This is a genomic window from Nocardia sp. NPDC057455 (assembly GCF_042802775.1).
Lineage (GTDB): Bacteria > Actinomycetota > Actinomycetes > Mycobacteriales > Mycobacteriaceae > Nocardia.
On the sequence record NZ_JBHVDM010000042.1, the window covers coordinates 25594 to 41409 of the forward strand.

Below are 15816 nucleotides of genomic sequence, written 5' to 3' on the forward strand. Positions count from 1 at the left end.
CGCAACGCCCGGCCCAGAGGCTGCCCCCGGGACCGAGCGTTCAGTGGGCGGGGGCGCGGCGGTTCAGTGGGTCGGCTGCGCGGTGGTGATGCGGGCGGGCAGCAACCACGACACCAGCGCGCCGACGGCGACGATCGCGGCGCCGACCCACACCGCCGGGACCAATCCGTCGACGTAGCTCTGCGGGTCCAGGTACGAGCCCTGTGCCGCGAACACCGACGCCAGCACCGCGACGCCCATGGCGACGCCGACCTCACGCAGGGTGTTGTTGGTTCCCGAGGCCATCGCACGGTCCTCCTCCGCCGCCGCGGCCATCACCACGGTGGCACTCGGCGCGAAGGTCAGTCCCATGCCGATGCCGGCGAGCAGGAACGGACCGACGAACGACAGGTAGCTCGCGTCGACGGAAGTGACCACCGCCATCCAGGCCAGCGCTACGGCCAGCAACGCCTGCCCGGTGGTGAGCAGTGCGCGGGCGCCGACCTTGTCGACGACCAGACCCGCCAGCGGAGCGACGACCATCGGTGCCATCGTCCACGGCATGGTGCGGATTCCGGACTGTAGCGGCCCATAGCCCTGCACGACCTGGAAATACTGCGCCAGCAGGAAGATCGAGCCGAACACGCCCATCGAGAAGGTGAAGCCGGTCACGTTGCTCACCCGGAACGCGCGGGAGCGGAACAAGCGCAGCGGCAGCATCGGCTCCGGTGTGCGCAACTCCCAGGCGATCAGGCAGCCGAGCAGCAACGCGCCGCCGAGCAGCGCGGACAGCACACCGGCAGAGGTCCAGCCATCCTCTGCGCCGTGGATCACGCCCCACACCACCGCGAGCACGCCGCCCGCCGACAGCAGCAGCCCCAGCGGGTCGATTCGCCTGCTGCCGCCGCGCGCCTCCACCAGCACCCGCAGCGCGAACGGCAGCACCACCAAGCCGATCGGCACGTTCACCCAGAAGATCCACTGCCAGCTCAGCCCCTCGACGACCGCGCCGCCGATGAGCGGACCCAGCGCCACGCCGAGGCCGGCGATCCCGCCCCAGATGCCGATGGCGGCACTGCGCATCTTCTCCGGCACCGCCGCCGACAACAGCGTCAGCGACAGCGGCATCACCGCCGCCGCGCCGAAGCCCTGTATCGCGCGCGCCGCGATGAGCATGCCCGGCCCGGTCGCCAGCGCGCAGATCGCGGAGGCCAGCGTGAACACCGCGATGCCGAGCAGGAAGATCCGGCGTCTGCCGAGCCGGTCGCCGAGGGCGGACGCGGTGAGCAGCAGCGAGGCGAACGACAACGTGTAGGCGTTCACGAACCATTGGAGGTCGGCCAGCGAGGCGCCCAGTTCGGTGCGGATCACCGGCAGCGCGTTCGTCACGACCAGGTTGTCCAGCGTGACCATGAACATCGGGATGCCGACCGCGGCCAGTACGGCGGCGAGCCTGCGACCACCGATCGTGGCCGCGGGCGGGGCGACGGGGGCTGCGGCAGGTGGGAGGGTCTCGGTCATGTCCGATCCTTGTTGTAATCGACTGATAACTAACCTCGAAACGCTATGCATCGACTGATAACATGTCAAGACCGAGTCCAGAACCAGCGAAAACGGAGCATGATGGCAACCCGGACCAGGATGACGGCCAGCGAACGGGGCGAACAGGTGCTGCGCGCGGCGGTCTCCGCGTTCGCCGAATCCGGCTACGCCGCCACCCGGACCGACGAGATCGCCCGGAGCGCGGGCGTGTCTCAGCCGTACGTGATCCGGCTGTTCGGCACCAAACAGAACCTGTTCCGCGCGGCCTTGCACCGTGTGTGCGACCGGATCGAGGAGGTCTTTCGCGCCGCACGCGCCGAGGCGGCGCCCGATGCGGACCCCGGAGAGGCTTTGGCGGCACTCGCCGGCGGCTATTCGGTCTTCCTGGCCGAACGCGAACTGCTCCGGCTACTGCTGCACGGGTTCGCGGCCAGCGCGGAGCCGGAGATCGGCGATCAGGTCAGGGTCCGATTCGGCGAGATCTACCACTTGATCCGGGAACTGACCGGAGCGCCGGAAACCGAGGCTCGACGCTTCCTCGCCACCGGCATGCTGCTCACCGTCATGACCGCGATGCGGGTGGCGGGCCCGGACGCGGTGCCCGCGACATGGGCAACGGAGCTTCTGGAAGACCTCACCACTCACGGCGATTGACGACGGGGGGCGCACCCCCAGGCACCGGCATCAGACCCAGCGAACGCGGGAGTTCGCGTAGAGGCAGATCGCGGCGGCCGTCGCCAGGTTCAGGCTCTCGGCGCGGCCGCGAATCGGGATGCGGATGCGATGGTCGGCGCGCCGCGCCACGACCGGGTCGAGGCCGTGCGCCTCGTTGCCGAACAGCCAGGCCACCGGCCCGGTGAACAGCGCGTCGGCGTCGTCGAGATCGACCTCGCCGTTGGCCGCCGTCGCCAAGATCGTGATACCCGCTGCGGCGATCGCGTCGAGCGTCTCGGCCACATCGCGGTGCCGCGCGATCGGCACGTGGAAAATGCTGCCCGCGCTGGCCCGCACGCATTTGCCGTTGTGCGGGTCGACCGTGTCACCCGCCAGCACCACACCGTCGGCGCCGACCGCGTCGGCGACTCGTATGAGCGTGCCCGCGTTCCCGGGCTCGGCCATCTCGACCGGGACGGCCAGCATGCGCGGCCCCGCGTCGAGGATTCGGGTCAAGGGCACGTCGAGCAGGTCACAGACCGCAACCAGCCCCGGCGCGGTCACCGTTTCCCCGAGATGCTGCGCCGCCCGATCGCTGACCAGCGTGGTGCGGACCCCCTCCGCGGCCGCCCCCGCGATCAGCGCATGGTCGCGTTCGGCGGCTGCCGTCGAGTAGAACAACTCGTGGACGCGTGCGGTCTCCAGCGCCGCGGCGACGGCGTTCGCGCCTTCGGCGAGGAATCGGCCCGCTTTGCGACGCTGCGCGCCACGCTGCAGCTTGACAGCGGAAACGACCCGCGGATTGCGCTCGCTGAGCGCTTCCACGGGTCGTTCCGAAAGTTGTCCGTGTGCCAACGGAGGCGACTCAGGCGGCCGGCGCGTTGACGTCCTGCGGCAGGGCGGCCTTGGCGACCGCGACGAGGCCGGCGAACGCCTCGGCGTCCGACACCGCGAGCTCGGCGAGGATCTTGCGGTCCACCTCGACACCCGCGGCCTTCAGGCCCTGGATGAAGCGGTTGTAGGTGATGTCGTTGATCCGCGCGGCGGCGTTGATGCGCGCGATCCACAGCTTGCGGAAATCACCCTTGCGCGCCCGGCGGTCCCGGTAGGCGTAGGCGAGCGAGTGCAGCTGCTGTTCCTTGGCCTTGCGGTACAGCCGCGAGCGCTGGCCGCGGTAACCCTTGGAGGCCTCGAGGATGGAACGGCGCTTCTTCTGAGCGTTGACGGCCCTTTTGACGCGTGCCACTGGTCAGTCCTGTTCGATCTGGGGGCGCGGGGCAGCGCCCGGAAATGGGTCGGGGGGTGGCGACGGAGCTGGCCCGGTCGCGATGTGCCTATCGGTCTGCGCGGGCGCGATCAGAGACCGAGCAGCTTCTTCACGCGACGGACGTCGGCGGAGGCGACAACTTCCACGCCGTCCAGACGACGAGTCCGGCGGCTGGGCTTGTGCTCGAACAGGTGGCGACGGTTCGCCTGCTGGCGCAGCAGCTTGCCTTTACCGGACACCTTGAATCGCTTCGAGGCGCCGCTGTGGGTCTTCATCTTCGGCATGGATTCCTCTATCTGTCGTCCCGGCGGTCGGGGCGGACCGCCGGTGTTCTGATCGGTGTTACTGCGGGCCGGCCGTCTCGGCCTGCTCCGCAGCGGGCTGACCGGCCGGGGCGGCGCTGGGCGCCGGGCGCGGGACAGACTCCTGCTGCGCCTTCACCCGGGTCTTCGCACCCTTGTGCGGGGCGAGGACCATGGTCATGTTGCGACCGTCCTGCTTGGCCGAGGTTTCCACGAAGCCGAGTTCGGCGACGTCGGACGCCAGCCGCTGCAGCAGCCGGAAACCGAGTTCGGGACGGGACTGCTCGCGTCCCCGGAACATGATCGTCACCTTGACCTTGGACCCGGCCTCGAGGAAGCGAACGACGTTGCGCTTCTTGGTCTCGTAGTCGTGGTCGTCGATCTTCGGGCGGAGCTTCTGCTCCTTGATCACCGTCTGCTGCTGGTTCTTCCGAGACTCGCGCGCCTTCTGCGCCGTCTCGTACTTGAACTTGCCGTAGTCCATGATCTTGCAGACCGGCGGACGGGCATCCGGCGCCACCTCGACAAGATCGAGGTCGGCTTCGAGGGCGACGCGTAGTGCATCTTCAACACGCACGATCCCAACCTGCTCGCCGCCCGGTCCGATGAGCCGGACCTCGGGAACACGGATGCGATCGTTGATGCGGGTCTCAGTGCTGATGGGGCCTCCTAGGTCAAGCGGTGTCGTCGGACGACCGCGTGCAATAAATGCAACCCCTGTTCAACACGAAGGCCCCGGTGCGGTATTCCGCGCACGGGGCCCGATGTCGACCGATCGCCGACCACGAGCGAACTCGGGTCGACTCTCGTGTCCAGGTTCTCCAACGAGAACCCCAGCACGAGAAACCCGCCCTCGCGGGGCGGGCGACCGGACCGTGGACCGTACGATGAATCGTCGGCAACGGTGGGAGTCGGGCTCCACTTATCAGCCCCGGGGCAAGCCCGGGGCGGTCGTCAGCGGAAAGTCTAACATTCCGTTCGGCTATCGCCGAATCGGGTCGAAAATGGCTTGCCAGGTCGCGGCGGGCGTGCCACGCTCCCCCGGTGCTCACACCACGCCGCGACCTGCTGCGATGGCAGTTCGACCTGACCTGGTCGCTCGCCGGAATCCACCTCGACGCGCTCACGCCGGAGGACTTCCTCTGGGAACCCGCCGAACTCAGCTGGACGGTCCGTCCCGATGCCAACGGCGTGTGGCGGCCGGACTGGGCGGACACCGAACCCGACCCCGTGCCCGTCCCGACCATCGCATGGCTCACCTGGCACATCGGCTGGTGGTGGGGCGCTGCCATCGACCACGCAGAAGGTGTCACGCCGCCCGCCCGGGAGGACGTGCACTGGCCCGGCGACGGCGCCGCGGCCATCGCCTGCCTGCGCGATCTGCACACCGAGTGGACGCGCGTGCTCGACGGGCTCGACGAGACCGAACTGGACCGCCCCTCCGCCTACCCGTGGCCCGCCGAGGCCGATTTGACCGTCGCGCACCTGGCGGGCTGGGTGAACGCGGAGCTGATGAAGAACGTCACGGAGATCGGCCACCTCCGGATGTTGCGCGCGGCGTCGCTAGCCTGAAGGCATGACTGACGAGCTCGATGCCTCCGTACGCGAACTGGCCGACATCCCCGCGGTCGAGGTGATCAGCCGCGCCGCCGTGATGCTGATGAGCTCGGCGGCGGAGAAGCTCGGGCTGGCGGACGAGGACCCGGACACCAGCCCGCGCCGCGACCTGGACGAGGCACGCCGCGTGATCACCGCGCTGGCCGGACTCGTCACGGCGTCGGTGGAGTACCTGGGTCCGCACGCCGGACCGATTCGCGAGGGGTTGCAGTCGCTGCAACGCGCCTTCCGTGAGTCCTCCGCGCATCCCGACGAGCCGGGCAAGGGCCCTGGCGAGAAGTACACCGGCCCGGTCTACTGACCGGGCCGCCCGGGCGCGGGCCGCAAGTACGGCGCGCCTCCGGGCCCCGATCACAGTGGTGAGCAACGATGCCCGGTCCCGCGCGGCGATGAGCCGCCGACCGTGCGCAAGCATTCGTCGGCCTGCGGCCGGTACATACCTTTGGCCTCGGCCCCCACGGAATTCGGAGCACGGCCGGGAATTGTGAGCGAATCACGTATCGGGACAACGATGTTTGGGAAGTTTACCAACGGGTAGGGCACAGTGGGCCCATGGCTACTCGGATTCTGCTCACTCCCGGATTCTGGCTCGGTGCATGGGCGTGGGACGAGGTCGCACCCGATCTGCGCCTGCGTGGCAACGAGGTGCTGGCACTCACGCTGCCCGGCCTGGACGCCGCTGATCCCGATCGGTTGTCGGCCACCTTGGAGTCCCAGGCGCAAGCCGTCATCGACGCGGTGCCCGCGGGCGAGACCGTCGTGCTCGTCGCACACTCCGGTGGCGCGGCGCCCGCCTATCTCGCCATCGATCGGGCGCCCGATCTGTTCAGCCGGGCGATCTACGTCGACAGCGCGCCGCTGCCGAACGGCTTCGTCATCAACTCCGCCCTGGACATCGCCGCGCGTGAGTGGACGCTGCCGGAATGGTCCGAACTGGAGGCGGGGGGCAGCAGCTTGGCGGGCCTGGACGAAGCCGTCTTGGCGCGCTTCCGCGAGCGCGCCGTGCCGGAGCCCACGTCCGTCGCGGCCGCCCCGCTGCGATTGAGCGATTCGACCGCGCGGCTGGCGGTTCCGACCACGGTGATCTGCAGCAGCATGACCGCCGAAGTGGTCGAGAAGCTGCGGGACAACCGGGAGGCCCCCCTCTTCGCCGAGCTGGCGCGCATCGATGCCGAGTACGTCGACCTGCCGACAGGGCACTGGCCGATGTGGTCGAAGCCGAAGGAACTCGCCGAACTGATCCACACCATCGCCAACCGCTGAGACGAAAAGCGGCGCGGCACCGGCGAAACCGGGCCGCGCCGCATCGGACGACGGGTCAGCCGACCGCCGCGGTCTTCTTCACCGCGCGCTTGGTGGCCTTCGCCGCGGCCTTCTTCGCCGGAACCTTCTTCGCGGCGCTCCGCGATGCGGGCGGCTGGTCGAGCACCTCTTTCAGGAACTGGCCGGTGTAGCTGTGCGTGACGGCCGCGACCTCCTCCGGCGTGCCCTCCGCCACCACGGTGCCGCCGCCGGAGCCGCCCTCGGGGCCCATGTCGATCACCCAGTCGGAGGTCTTGATGACGTCCAGGTTGTGTTCGATGACGATCACCGTGTTGCCCTTGTCCACCAAGCCGTTGATAACGCTGAGCAGCTTGCGGATGTCCTCGAAATGCAAACCCGTGGTCGGCTCGTCGAGGATGTACACGGTGCGGCCGGTGGAACGCTTCTGCAACTCGGCGGCGAGCTTCACCCGCTGGGCCTCGCCACCGGAGAGGGTGGGAGCGCTCTGCCCGAGGCGCACATAACCGAGCCCGACGTCCACCAGGGTCTTGAGGTAACGGTGGATCGAGGTGACCGGTTCGAAGAACCCGGCGGCCTCCTCGATGGACATGTCCAGCACCTCGGCGATGGTCTTGCCCTTGTAATGCACCTCGAGGGTTTCCCGGTTGTAGCGGGCGCCGTGGCAGACCTCGCAGGGTACGTAGACGTCCGGCAGGAAGTTCATCTCGATCTTCAGCGTGCCGTCACCGGAGCAGGCCTCGCAACGACCGCCCTTGACGTTGAACGAGAACCGGCCCGGCTGATACCCGCGCACCTTCGCCTCGGTGGTGGCCGCGAACAGGGTGCGAATCTTGTCGAAGACGCCGGTGTAGGTGGCCGGGTTGGATCGCGGCGTGCGGCCGATCGGCGACTGGTCCACCTGCACCAGCTTGTCCAGGTGGTCGAGCCCATTGATCCTTGTGTGCCTGCCGGGCACCTGCCGCGCACCGTTGAGCCGGTTCGCCAGCACCGTCGCCAGGATGTCGTTCACCAAGGTCGACTTGCCCGACCCGGAGACGCCGGTCACCGAGGTGAGCACGCCCAGTGGGAACGCGACATCGATACCCCTGAGGTTGTGCTCGTTCGCCCCGACGACGGTGAGCTGCCGCTTCTTGGTGACCGGACGGCGCACCAGCGGCACCTCGATCCGCTCCCGGCCGGACAGATACGCCCCGGTCAGTGAGTTCGGATCGGTGAGCAGTTCTTCGTAGGGCCCGCTGTGCACCACCGTGCCGCCGTGCTCGCCCGCGTACGGGCCGATGTCGACCACCCAGTCCGAGGCGCGGATGGTGTCCTCGTCGTGCTCGACCACGATCAGCGTGTTGCCGAGATTGCGCAGGCGCGTGAGGGTTTCGATGAGCCTGCGATTGTCCCGCTGGTGCAGGCCGATGGACGGCTCGTCCAGCACGTACAACACGCCCACCAAACCGGAGCCTATCTGGGTGGCGAGCCGGATCCGTTGCGCCTCACCGCCGGAGAGCGTGGCCGCCGCGCGCGACAGCGAGAGGTACTCCAGGCCGACATCGAGCAGGAAGCCCAGCCGCGCCTGCACCTCCTTGAGCACCTGCCCGGCGATCGCGGCCTCGCGCTCGCCCAGGGTGAGCGAATTCAAAAACGCCGAGCAGTCGCCGATGGACAGGTCGCTGACGTCGGCGATGGACTTCTTGTCGCCGTTCGCGGCGATGGTGACGGCGAGAATCTCCGGACGCAGCCGGGCGCCGTTGCACACCGGGCATGGGATGTCGCGCATGTACCCGTCGTAGTGCTCTTTCATCTGCTCGGACTCGGTGCTCTCCAGGCGCCGCTGCAGGAACGGCATCACGCCCTCGAAGTCCGCGTAGTACGAACGCTTGCGGCCGTAGCGGTTGGTGTAGGACACGTGCACCTGGTCGGCGCTGCCCTCCAGTACCGCTTTGCGCGCCTTGGGCGGCAGATCCTGCCACGGGGTGTCCATGGAGAAGCCGATCGCGTCGGCGAGGCCGGACAGCAGCCTGGTGAAGTACTCGGCGGTCTGGCCGCGCGACCACGGCGCGATGGCGCCGTCGTTCAGGCTCAGCGCCGGGTCGGGCACCACCAGTTCCGGGTCGACCTCCTTGCGGATGCCGAGGCCGGTGCAGTCCGGGCAGGCGCCGTAGGGTGAGTTGAACGAGAACGAGCGCGGCTCCAGATCCTCGATGTCCAACGGGTGGCCGTTCGGGCAGGCGAGGCGCTCGGAGAAGCGGCGCTCCCGGTCGTGCGCGTGCTCGTCGCGATCGACGAAGTCGAGCACCACGATGCCGTCGGCGAGCCGCAGCGCGGTCTCGATCGAATCCGTCAGGCGCTGCTTGGAACCCGGTTTCACCGCCAGCCGATCGACCACGACCTCGACGTCGTGCTTCTCCTGCTTCTTCAGCTTCGGCGGATCGGTGAGCGGATACACCACGCCGTCGACCCGGACGCGGGAGTAACCCTGCGTGTTCAGCTGGTCGAACAGGTCGACGAACTCGCCCTTGCGGGTGCGCACCACCGGGGCGAGCACCTGGAAGCGGATACCCTCCTCCATGGCCAGCACCTGGTCGACGATCTGCTGTGGCGTCTGCTTGGCGATCAGCTCGCCGCACACGGGGCAGTGCGGCGTGCCCGCTCGCGCGTAGAGCAGCCGCAGATAGTCGTAGACCTCGGTGATGGTGCCCACGGTGGAGCGTGGATTGCGGTTGGTCGACTTCTGGTCGATGGACACCGCGGGCGACAGGCCTTCGATGAAGTCGACGTCGGGCTTGTCCATCTGACCGAGGAACTGCCGCGCGTACGCCGACAGCGACTCGACATAGCGGCGCTGCCCCTCCGCGAAGATCGTGTCGAAGGCCAGGCTCGACTTGCCGGAGCCGGACAGACCGGTGAACACGATGAGGCTGTCGCGGGGCAGGTCGAGATCGACACCCTTGAGGTTGTGCTCCCGAGCTCCGCGCACAGTGAGGCGTTCCGCCACAGGCCGTCCCTTCTCCTTCGTGTTCGACGTCCAGACATACCCCCGGCCGCCATGCTAGGCATGGGCACCGACAAGTTTCGCGGACCGCCCGTCACCTCGGCGAATGGCGGGAACCCGGCGACCGGACGTTACGGATCGAGCCGGGGAAACAGGCCAGGACGCCTCCGTAGCATCGCCCTCCCGGCACCCCTGGTCAACAGCGCGCCCGCACTCGTCATTCCCCTCGTCGCGGCCGTCCCGCTGCCGCCGCCGTCACCCGGAGCAGCCGGGACCGGGGAAACATGCGCGGTGGCGCGCGGCCGTTCGGCAGGCGGGTAGTGCTCGACATCACCCCGCGGGTCCGCCGAACACATCGAGACCGGCAGCTCGCGCTGATCGGTACGATCCGCCGGGCCCGGTGCGGGCACCTCCGGCGGCGCCGACTCGTACCGGTCATCGCTCGGCGCAACTCCGCAGCGCACGCACCGACCGCCGTTTAGACTGAGCGCGCTGTGCGCATCCCACCGGCCTCCCCGACTCCTTCATGACGGAACTCACCCCCCACCTCTCGTCAACGGTGCTCGACACTCTTCGCGCCCTCGTGCGGACCGCCACCCGCCTGGTCGACGCCCGCTACGGGGCGCTCGGCGTGCGCGGACACGATGACCGGCTGGTCGAATTCATCTTCCAGGGCGTCGATGACCTGACGCCGGCCCACATCGGCCGCTCTCCGCGCGGGCAGGGCGTACTCGGGCTGCTGCTGGCGCACCCGCTACCGATCCGGCTGGACGACCTGTCGGAACATTCCGCCTTCGTGGGCTTTCCGCCCGGCCATCCGCCGATGGGCAGCTTCCTCGGTGTCCCGGTGCGCGTCGGCGAGGAGATCTTCGGCAATCTGTACCTCACCGAGAAAGCGGACGGCCGGCCCTTCACCGACGACGACGAGGCCATCGTGCTGGCGCTGGCCGCCGCGGCCGGCATCGCCATCGAGAACGCCAGGCTGTACGAATCCGCGCGGACCAGGCAGGCCTGGATCGAGGCGACCCGCGACATCGCGACCGAGTTCCTCGCGGGCACGGCGCCGGACCTGGTGCTCGCGCAGGTGGTCGCCCGCGCCCGCGCGCTGACCGGTTCGCAGCAGGCGCTGCTCGCCGTGGTGGCGCCCGCGACGCCGCCCGACGAGGCCACCGAACTCGTTGTGGCGCAATGGTTCGGACCGGGACCGGGCCCGGAGCGGGTGCGCATCGCGGGTACCGCCACCGGCACGGCCTTCACCCAGCGCGCGCCGGTACAGGTGCCCGACGCCGCGTCGGAGGATCTCGGTGCCGCGGTGGGCGCGGCGGGGCCCGCGCTGGTGCTGCCGTTGCAGACCGCGGATCTCGCGCTCGGTGTGCTGATCATCGCGCGGTCACCCGGGAGTCCCCCCTACCCCGGCGAACTGATCGAGCTGACCGCCGCGTTCACCGACCAGGCCGCGCTGGCCATGCAACTGGCCGAGACCCAGCGCAGGATGCGCGAACTCGACGTGCTCGCCGATCGCGACCGCATCGCGCGTGATCTGCACGACCACGTCGTCCAGCGACTGTTCGCGGTCGGGCTCGGGTTGCGGGCCACCGCGGCACGCACGAAGGATCCCGAAGTGCGGCAACGGATTTCGTCGGAGATGGACGGTTTGCAGGAGGTCGTGCAGGAGATCCGCACGTCGATCTTCGACCTGCACGGCGGTGACCCGCTGCGGCGGCGGCTCGAGGACGCGATCCGTCAGCAGACCGCCGACGGCGCGTTCCGGACCGGTGTGCGGTTCTCCGGACCCCTGTCGGTGGTGGGCGACACACTCGCCGACCACGCGGAAGCCGTCGTGCGCGAATCGGTCAGCAACGCGGTGCGCCATTCCGGCGGGAACCGGCTCACCGTCGAGATCGCCGTCGCCGACGAGCTGACCGTAATCGTCGAGGACAACGGCGCGGGCATACCCGAGGAGGTGACACCCAGCGGGCTGGCCAACCTCGCGCAACGCGCGAACATGTCCGACGGCCGCTGCACGGTCGGGCGGACCGAGAGCGGCGGCACCAGGGTGCACTGGTCCGCGCCGCTCGCCTAGCGCTCAGGCGGGCGCCACGAGCGCCAGATCACCGTCGTGGCGCCGGTACAGCAGCCCGCCCCGGCCACTGTCCGGGTCGGTACAGAACAGGAACGGCAGTCCTTTGCGGCACAACGTAGTCGCCGCCTCCGCAGGAGGCAGGCATGCGGCCGGCTGCGCGTCCACCACGATCGGCGGGGTGCTCCGGACCATCTCCGGGGACGAAACGGGCGGATAGGTCGCCCGCTGGCGGATGAGCCGCGCGCCCGGCGCGGCCCAGTGCACCACCGCGTCCTCCCCGGTCTCGGCGTCGGTGAACAGATGGGCCTCGTAATCCATGGCGTCCAGCACCGCGACCGCTTCGGCGGGCGTGCAGGTGGACAGGGCACACCGCTTACGGCGAACGATCGGACGCGGTTCCCCGGCGCAGGACAGCGGCGGCCGGGCCGGATCGGGCCAGGTCCGTGTTCCCCGCGCGGCCAGCCGGGCCAACCGGCGGTCGAGCCGCTCGGCGGCGAAGGTCACCGCGAACCCGCGCGGCCCGGTGACCTGGACCCGCGTGACGACGTCCCGGTGATGGACGTCGACCTGCACCACCGTCGGCGCTTCCGGGCCGGGCAGCGCGCCGAGGCGCACCCGGGCAGGCGCGTCGAGGTGGTGCCTGAGCAGGACGCGAGAGACGGCTCGCACCGCCCGCGTGACATCCAGGGCGGCCACCTCCCCTCGGGTGATCACCGCGACTTCCGGCCCCGTGGCCGTCGTCCACTGTTCCGATACGCACCGCAAGCCCGATGAGACCATCCGCATTGCCCCGCTCTCCAGATCGATCCGTCCCACCCCTATGCCAGCACCGCGTGCGGTCGCGCGAACAGGGCCGAAAGTCCCCATCGGCGAAAAGCGCTGGCACGAACTCGATTCAGGTTCGCGGGGCCGGGCGGCGCGATCGCCCGCGTCGCGGGTCCGCCCATGCGGCGGCGGTCAGGCGGCGCCGAGCACCACGACGGAGTTGTTGCCGCCCATACCGAGGGAGAGCTTCAGAGTGATGCCGCCCTCGAACGGCGCCGGGCCGTCCAGCAGCCGTGGATGCGCGGGCGCGACGATCGGGGCCGCGGGCACGATGCCGCGGTCGTAGCCGAGCGCCGCCGCCGCCACCTCGACGGCGGCCGCCGCGCCTTGGCAGTGGCCCGCCAGCGGCTTCAGCGCGTAGATGTGCGGCGGGTCGGCGAACAGGTGCTCGATCAGCTGGTGTTCGGCCACATCGCACTGCCGGGTCCCGGTGCCGTGCGCGTTGAAATAGCGCACGTCCGCGGCGGCGACGTCCGCGGCGGCGAGCGCGCGGCGAGCGCAGTCGAGGATCTGCTCGTGCGTCGGGTCCACCGACACCACGTGATAGGCGTCGTTGGACATCGCGCCGCCGAGAACCGCGGCATAGGGCCGATCCGCCGAGCGGGTCAGCACGAACGCCACCGAGGCCTCGCCCATGCTGAACCCGCGGCTGCCCTCCTGGAAGGGGCGGCACGCGTCCAGCGGCTCGGCGTCGGTGACCGCGGCGCCGAGCCGGACGAAACTCTCCACCATGTCCGGAGTGGCGGACAGGTCGGTCGCCACGAAGATCACGTCGTCGGCCATGCCCGCGTCCAGCCAGAGCTTGGCGGTGATCAGCGCGACGTTCGCGGAACTGCACGCGGCGGACACGTTCATGGCCGGACCGTGGAAGCCGAACTCCTGCATCAGCATCGAGACCGGCGTAGACGGCAACAGCCGCAGATAGTCCCTCGACCGGCGGTTGCCCCCGTCGACGAGGTAGAAATCGCGCCAGTTCACCACGTCGCCGAGCACGATGGCGTGCAGCAGACCGACCGTGCGGCCGGGCCGCCAGCCCCGGTCGCGGGCGTCGGCGACCGCCTCGCGCGCCGCCTCGTGCACGGCCCGCCCGTAACGGCTCGTGCTCACCTGCGGATCGCCGCCGTCGGGCACCAGCGCGACCCACGCGTCCTCCGCACGGCCGGTCCCGTAGCCGCGCTGCAGGGCCGCGGCCGATTTACCGCTGAGCAAGCCGTCCCACAGCCGTTCCCGTCCCCACCCGTACCCGGTGACCGCGCCGATCCCGGCGATGGCCGGATGATCTCGATGTCTCGGCGGAGTCCGCAACCGCGCGGCGGTGTTCGGGTCGGCACCAGGCATGTCTCGCTCCTTCGCCGGCTGCCCGGGGCGCTCGAGCGGTTCGCCCCTTCTCGACGCGGCAACCGGTATCTGCAATGATCGCCGGACCCGGGCCGAGAACGTGCCAGTACTGTGATCGAAGCAATAGCGTGGACGATGTGATCTTGTACACGTCGATACCAGAATGATCCCGTGTTCCAATGGCCATAATCGGGTCGATGATCGGGGGTTCGAGTGGGTGACGACAAGCTGGCCGCCGCGGTCGACGCCGCCGAACAGCTGGCCGCGCGCTATCGCTCCTTGGTCGAGCACACCCCTGACGGGATCTGCGTGCACGAGCGCGGCCGGGTCGTCTATGTCAACCCGGCGACCGTTCGACTGCTCGCCGCGGAGAACGCCGAGGAGATCGTCGGCCGCCCGCTGACCGACTTCGTCCATCCCGCGTCCGTTCCCTCGATGCTCGACCGGATCAGCACCCTCACCACCGCGGGCGCGGCGTCGATTCCCACCGAGATGACCTTGATGCGGGTGGACGGCGGCACCGTCCCGGTGGAGACGGTGTCGGTGCTGACCGCCTGGCACGACCGCCTCGCCTACCAGGTGGTGATCCACGACCTCACCGCCCAGCGCCACGCCGAGGCCGCGCAGCGCAGAGCCGAGCACTACTTCACCACGGTCGTCTCCCAGTTGGAGGAGGGCGTCGTGGTGATCGATCCGGAGGGCCGTATCGAATCGATGAACCCGGCGGCCAAGCGCATCTTCGGCACCGAAAGTCCGGACCGCCAAGTGCTCGGGCGCACCATCCAGTCGCTGCCGCTGGTGCTGCTGGACGCGAACGCCCAGCTGTTGCCCCCGAGCCGCCATCCCGTGGCGCGCACGCTCGCCACGGGCGAGACCATCACCGGCTACGTCTTCGGCGTCGACCGGGTGGACGGTCAGCGCCGCTGGCTGTCGGGCAGCAGCCGCCTGCTCAACCCCGGCGACCCACGCTCCTCGGCGGTGTCCTCGTTCGCCGACATCACCGAATTCCGCGCCAGCAGGCGGCAATTGGAGTATCAGGCCACGCACGACTCGCTGACCGGGCTGGCCAACCGCTCGCTGATCCTGTCCCAGCTGGCCGCCGCGCTGGCCAGCACCGACGAGTTGCTGCCGGTGTCCACCGTGCTGTTCATCGACCTCGACGGGTTCAAGGCGATCAACGACGCCCTCGGGCACGCCATCGGCGACACGGTGCTGCAGATCGTCGCCCAGCGGTTGCAGCGCGCGCTGCGCAGCGACGACATCGTCGGCAGGCTCGGCGGCGACGAGTTCCTGGTGCTGCTGTCCGGCCGAACCCGCCGCGTCGACATCGAGGCGCTGGTGAGCAGATTGCGCTCCACCATGGCCGAGCCGATCATCGCGCGCGGACACCGGATCGAGGTGAACGCCTCGATCGGCGTCACCGAACTCGGGGTAGGCGACGGGCGCAGCCCCGAAGCCGTGCTGCACGACGCGGACCTGGCGATGTACCGCGCGAAGCCGCCGGGGCGACGCGAAGGCACCGTCACCAAGGGCCGCAGGCCGAACAGCACCCACGCCTCCTGACGAGCCGGCGCATGATCATCGAACACGCCCTGCTGCCGGTTCGCCCCGAGCGTGCGGCCGATTTCGAGGCCGCTTTCGCCGCGGCACGGCCGATCATCGCCGGCATGCCCGGCTTCCGTTCGTTGTCGCTGTCGCGCGGTGTGGAATCGCCGGGCAGCTACCTGCTGCGGGTGGAATGGGACCGGCTCGACGATCACGTCGTCGGCTTCCGCGGCTCGCCGGCATATCAGCGCTGGAAGGATCTGCTACACCACTTCTACGACCCGTTCCCGGTCGTGGAGCACTTCACGCCGGTCTTGGACGACGACCCGAACCTCGCTGCGCACCGGGGGTCCTCACCTGCGGAAACGGCGAGCCCGCCGCAGCCCCGGTAAACTCG

General features: G+C 69.6%; 15 protein-coding genes. 7 read left to right on the forward strand and 8 right to left on the reverse strand.

Annotation, left to right across the window (positions count from 1 at the left end; translation table 11 throughout):
* Nucleotides 1-63: 63 nt before the first annotated feature.
* The gene (locus tag ACFU5M_RS18625; RefSeq protein ID WP_379050563.1) at nt 64-1500 is read right to left on the reverse strand and encodes an MFS transporter; all 1437 of its coding nucleotides are present in this window, start codon (nt 1498-1500) and stop codon (nt 64-66) included.
* A gap of 102 nt (nt 1501-1602) precedes the next feature.
* On the opposite strand from ACFU5M_RS18625, the gene ACFU5M_RS18630 reads away from it, so the two are divergent.
* Complete coding sequence (locus tag ACFU5M_RS18630; protein WP_379050565.1) at nt 1603-2175, forward strand: TetR/AcrR family transcriptional regulator; 573 nt, start codon at nt 1603-1605, stop codon at nt 2173-2175.
* Nucleotides 2176-2205: 30 nt separating this feature from the next.
* Here the strand turns inward: ACFU5M_RS18630 and ACFU5M_RS18635 are convergent, their stop codons facing one another.
* The 4 genes from ACFU5M_RS18635 to infC form a co-directional block, all read right to left on the reverse strand.
* Nucleotides 2206-3000 (reverse strand): TrmH family RNA methyltransferase, encoded by a 795-nt coding sequence (locus tag ACFU5M_RS18635; protein WP_379050568.1) that lies wholly within the window; start codon nt 2998-3000, stop codon nt 2206-2208.
* A gap of 40 nt (nt 3001-3040) precedes the next feature.
* On the reverse strand, nt 3041-3421 hold the full coding sequence (gene rplT, locus ACFU5M_RS18640) for a 50S ribosomal protein L20 (RefSeq protein WP_040777418.1): 381 nt from the start codon (nt 3419-3421) through the stop codon (nt 3041-3043).
* Nucleotides 3422-3531: 110 nt separating this feature from the next.
* A complete protein-coding gene (gene rpmI / locus ACFU5M_RS18645) occupies nt 3532-3726 on the reverse strand; it encodes a 50S ribosomal protein L35 (RefSeq protein WP_039797322.1) in 195 nt (64 codons plus the stop codon).
* A gap of 58 nt (nt 3727-3784) precedes the next feature.
* Nucleotides 3785-4450 (reverse strand): translation initiation factor IF-3, encoded by a 666-nt coding sequence (infC, locus tag ACFU5M_RS18650; protein ID WP_357121055.1) that lies wholly within the window; start codon nt 4448-4450, stop codon nt 3785-3787.
* Nucleotides 4451-4788: 338 nt separating this feature from the next.
* On the opposite strand from infC, the gene ACFU5M_RS18655 reads away from it, so the two are divergent.
* The 3 genes from ACFU5M_RS18655 to ACFU5M_RS18665 all read left to right on the forward strand — a co-directional run bounded on the left by ACFU5M_RS18655 (nt 4789) and on the right by ACFU5M_RS18665 (nt 6624).
* Nucleotides 4789-5316, forward strand: coding sequence for a DinB family protein (locus tag ACFU5M_RS18655; protein WP_379050572.1), 528 nt, complete (start codon nt 4789-4791; stop codon nt 5314-5316).
* A gap of 4 nt (nt 5317-5320) precedes the next feature.
* A complete protein-coding gene (locus ACFU5M_RS18660; RefSeq protein WP_039797319.1) occupies nt 5321-5662 on the forward strand; it encodes a DUF1844 domain-containing protein in 342 nt (113 codons plus the stop codon).
* Nucleotides 5663-5913: 251 nt separating this feature from the next.
* Nucleotides 5914-6624, forward strand: coding sequence for an alpha/beta fold hydrolase (locus ACFU5M_RS18665; RefSeq protein WP_379050574.1), 711 nt, complete (start codon nt 5914-5916; stop codon nt 6622-6624).
* Between the two features lie 55 nt (nt 6625-6679).
* Here the strand turns inward: ACFU5M_RS18665 and uvrA are convergent, their stop codons facing one another.
* A complete protein-coding gene (gene uvrA / locus ACFU5M_RS18670) occupies nt 6680-9631 on the reverse strand; it encodes an excinuclease ABC subunit UvrA (protein ID WP_379050576.1) in 2952 nt (983 codons plus the stop codon).
* Nucleotides 9632-10154: 523 nt separating this feature from the next.
* On the opposite strand from uvrA, the gene ACFU5M_RS18675 reads away from it, so the two are divergent.
* Nucleotides 10155-11711, forward strand: coding sequence for a GAF domain-containing sensor histidine kinase (locus ACFU5M_RS18675; RefSeq protein ID WP_379050579.1), 1557 nt, complete (start codon nt 10155-10157; stop codon nt 11709-11711).
* Between the two features lie 3 nt (nt 11712-11714).
* Here ACFU5M_RS18675 and ACFU5M_RS18680 read toward each other — a convergent pair whose 3' ends face one another.
* Together ACFU5M_RS18680 and ACFU5M_RS18685 are read right to left on the reverse strand one after the other, a co-directional pair.
* Nucleotides 11715-12425 (reverse strand): sigma 54 modulation/S30EA ribosomal C-terminal domain-containing protein, encoded by a 711-nt coding sequence (locus ACFU5M_RS18680; RefSeq protein ID WP_379050581.1) that lies wholly within the window; start codon nt 12423-12425, stop codon nt 11715-11717.
* 243 nt (nt 12426-12668) lie between these two features.
* Nucleotides 12669-13874 (reverse strand): beta-ketoacyl synthase N-terminal-like domain-containing protein, encoded by a 1206-nt coding sequence (locus ACFU5M_RS18685; RefSeq protein WP_379050584.1) that lies wholly within the window; start codon nt 13872-13874, stop codon nt 12669-12671.
* 213 nt (nt 13875-14087) lie between these two features.
* Between ACFU5M_RS18685 and ACFU5M_RS18690 the strand changes: the two genes are divergently transcribed.
* Complete coding sequence (locus ACFU5M_RS18690) at nt 14088-15437, forward strand: diguanylate cyclase domain-containing protein (RefSeq protein ID WP_379050585.1); 1350 nt, start codon at nt 14088-14090, stop codon at nt 15435-15437.
* A gap of 11 nt (nt 15438-15448) precedes the next feature.
* Nucleotides 15449-15811 (forward strand): antibiotic biosynthesis monooxygenase family protein, encoded by a 363-nt coding sequence (locus tag ACFU5M_RS18695; protein ID WP_379050588.1) that lies wholly within the window; start codon nt 15449-15451, stop codon nt 15809-15811.
* Nucleotides 15812-15816: the final 5 nt, after the last annotated feature.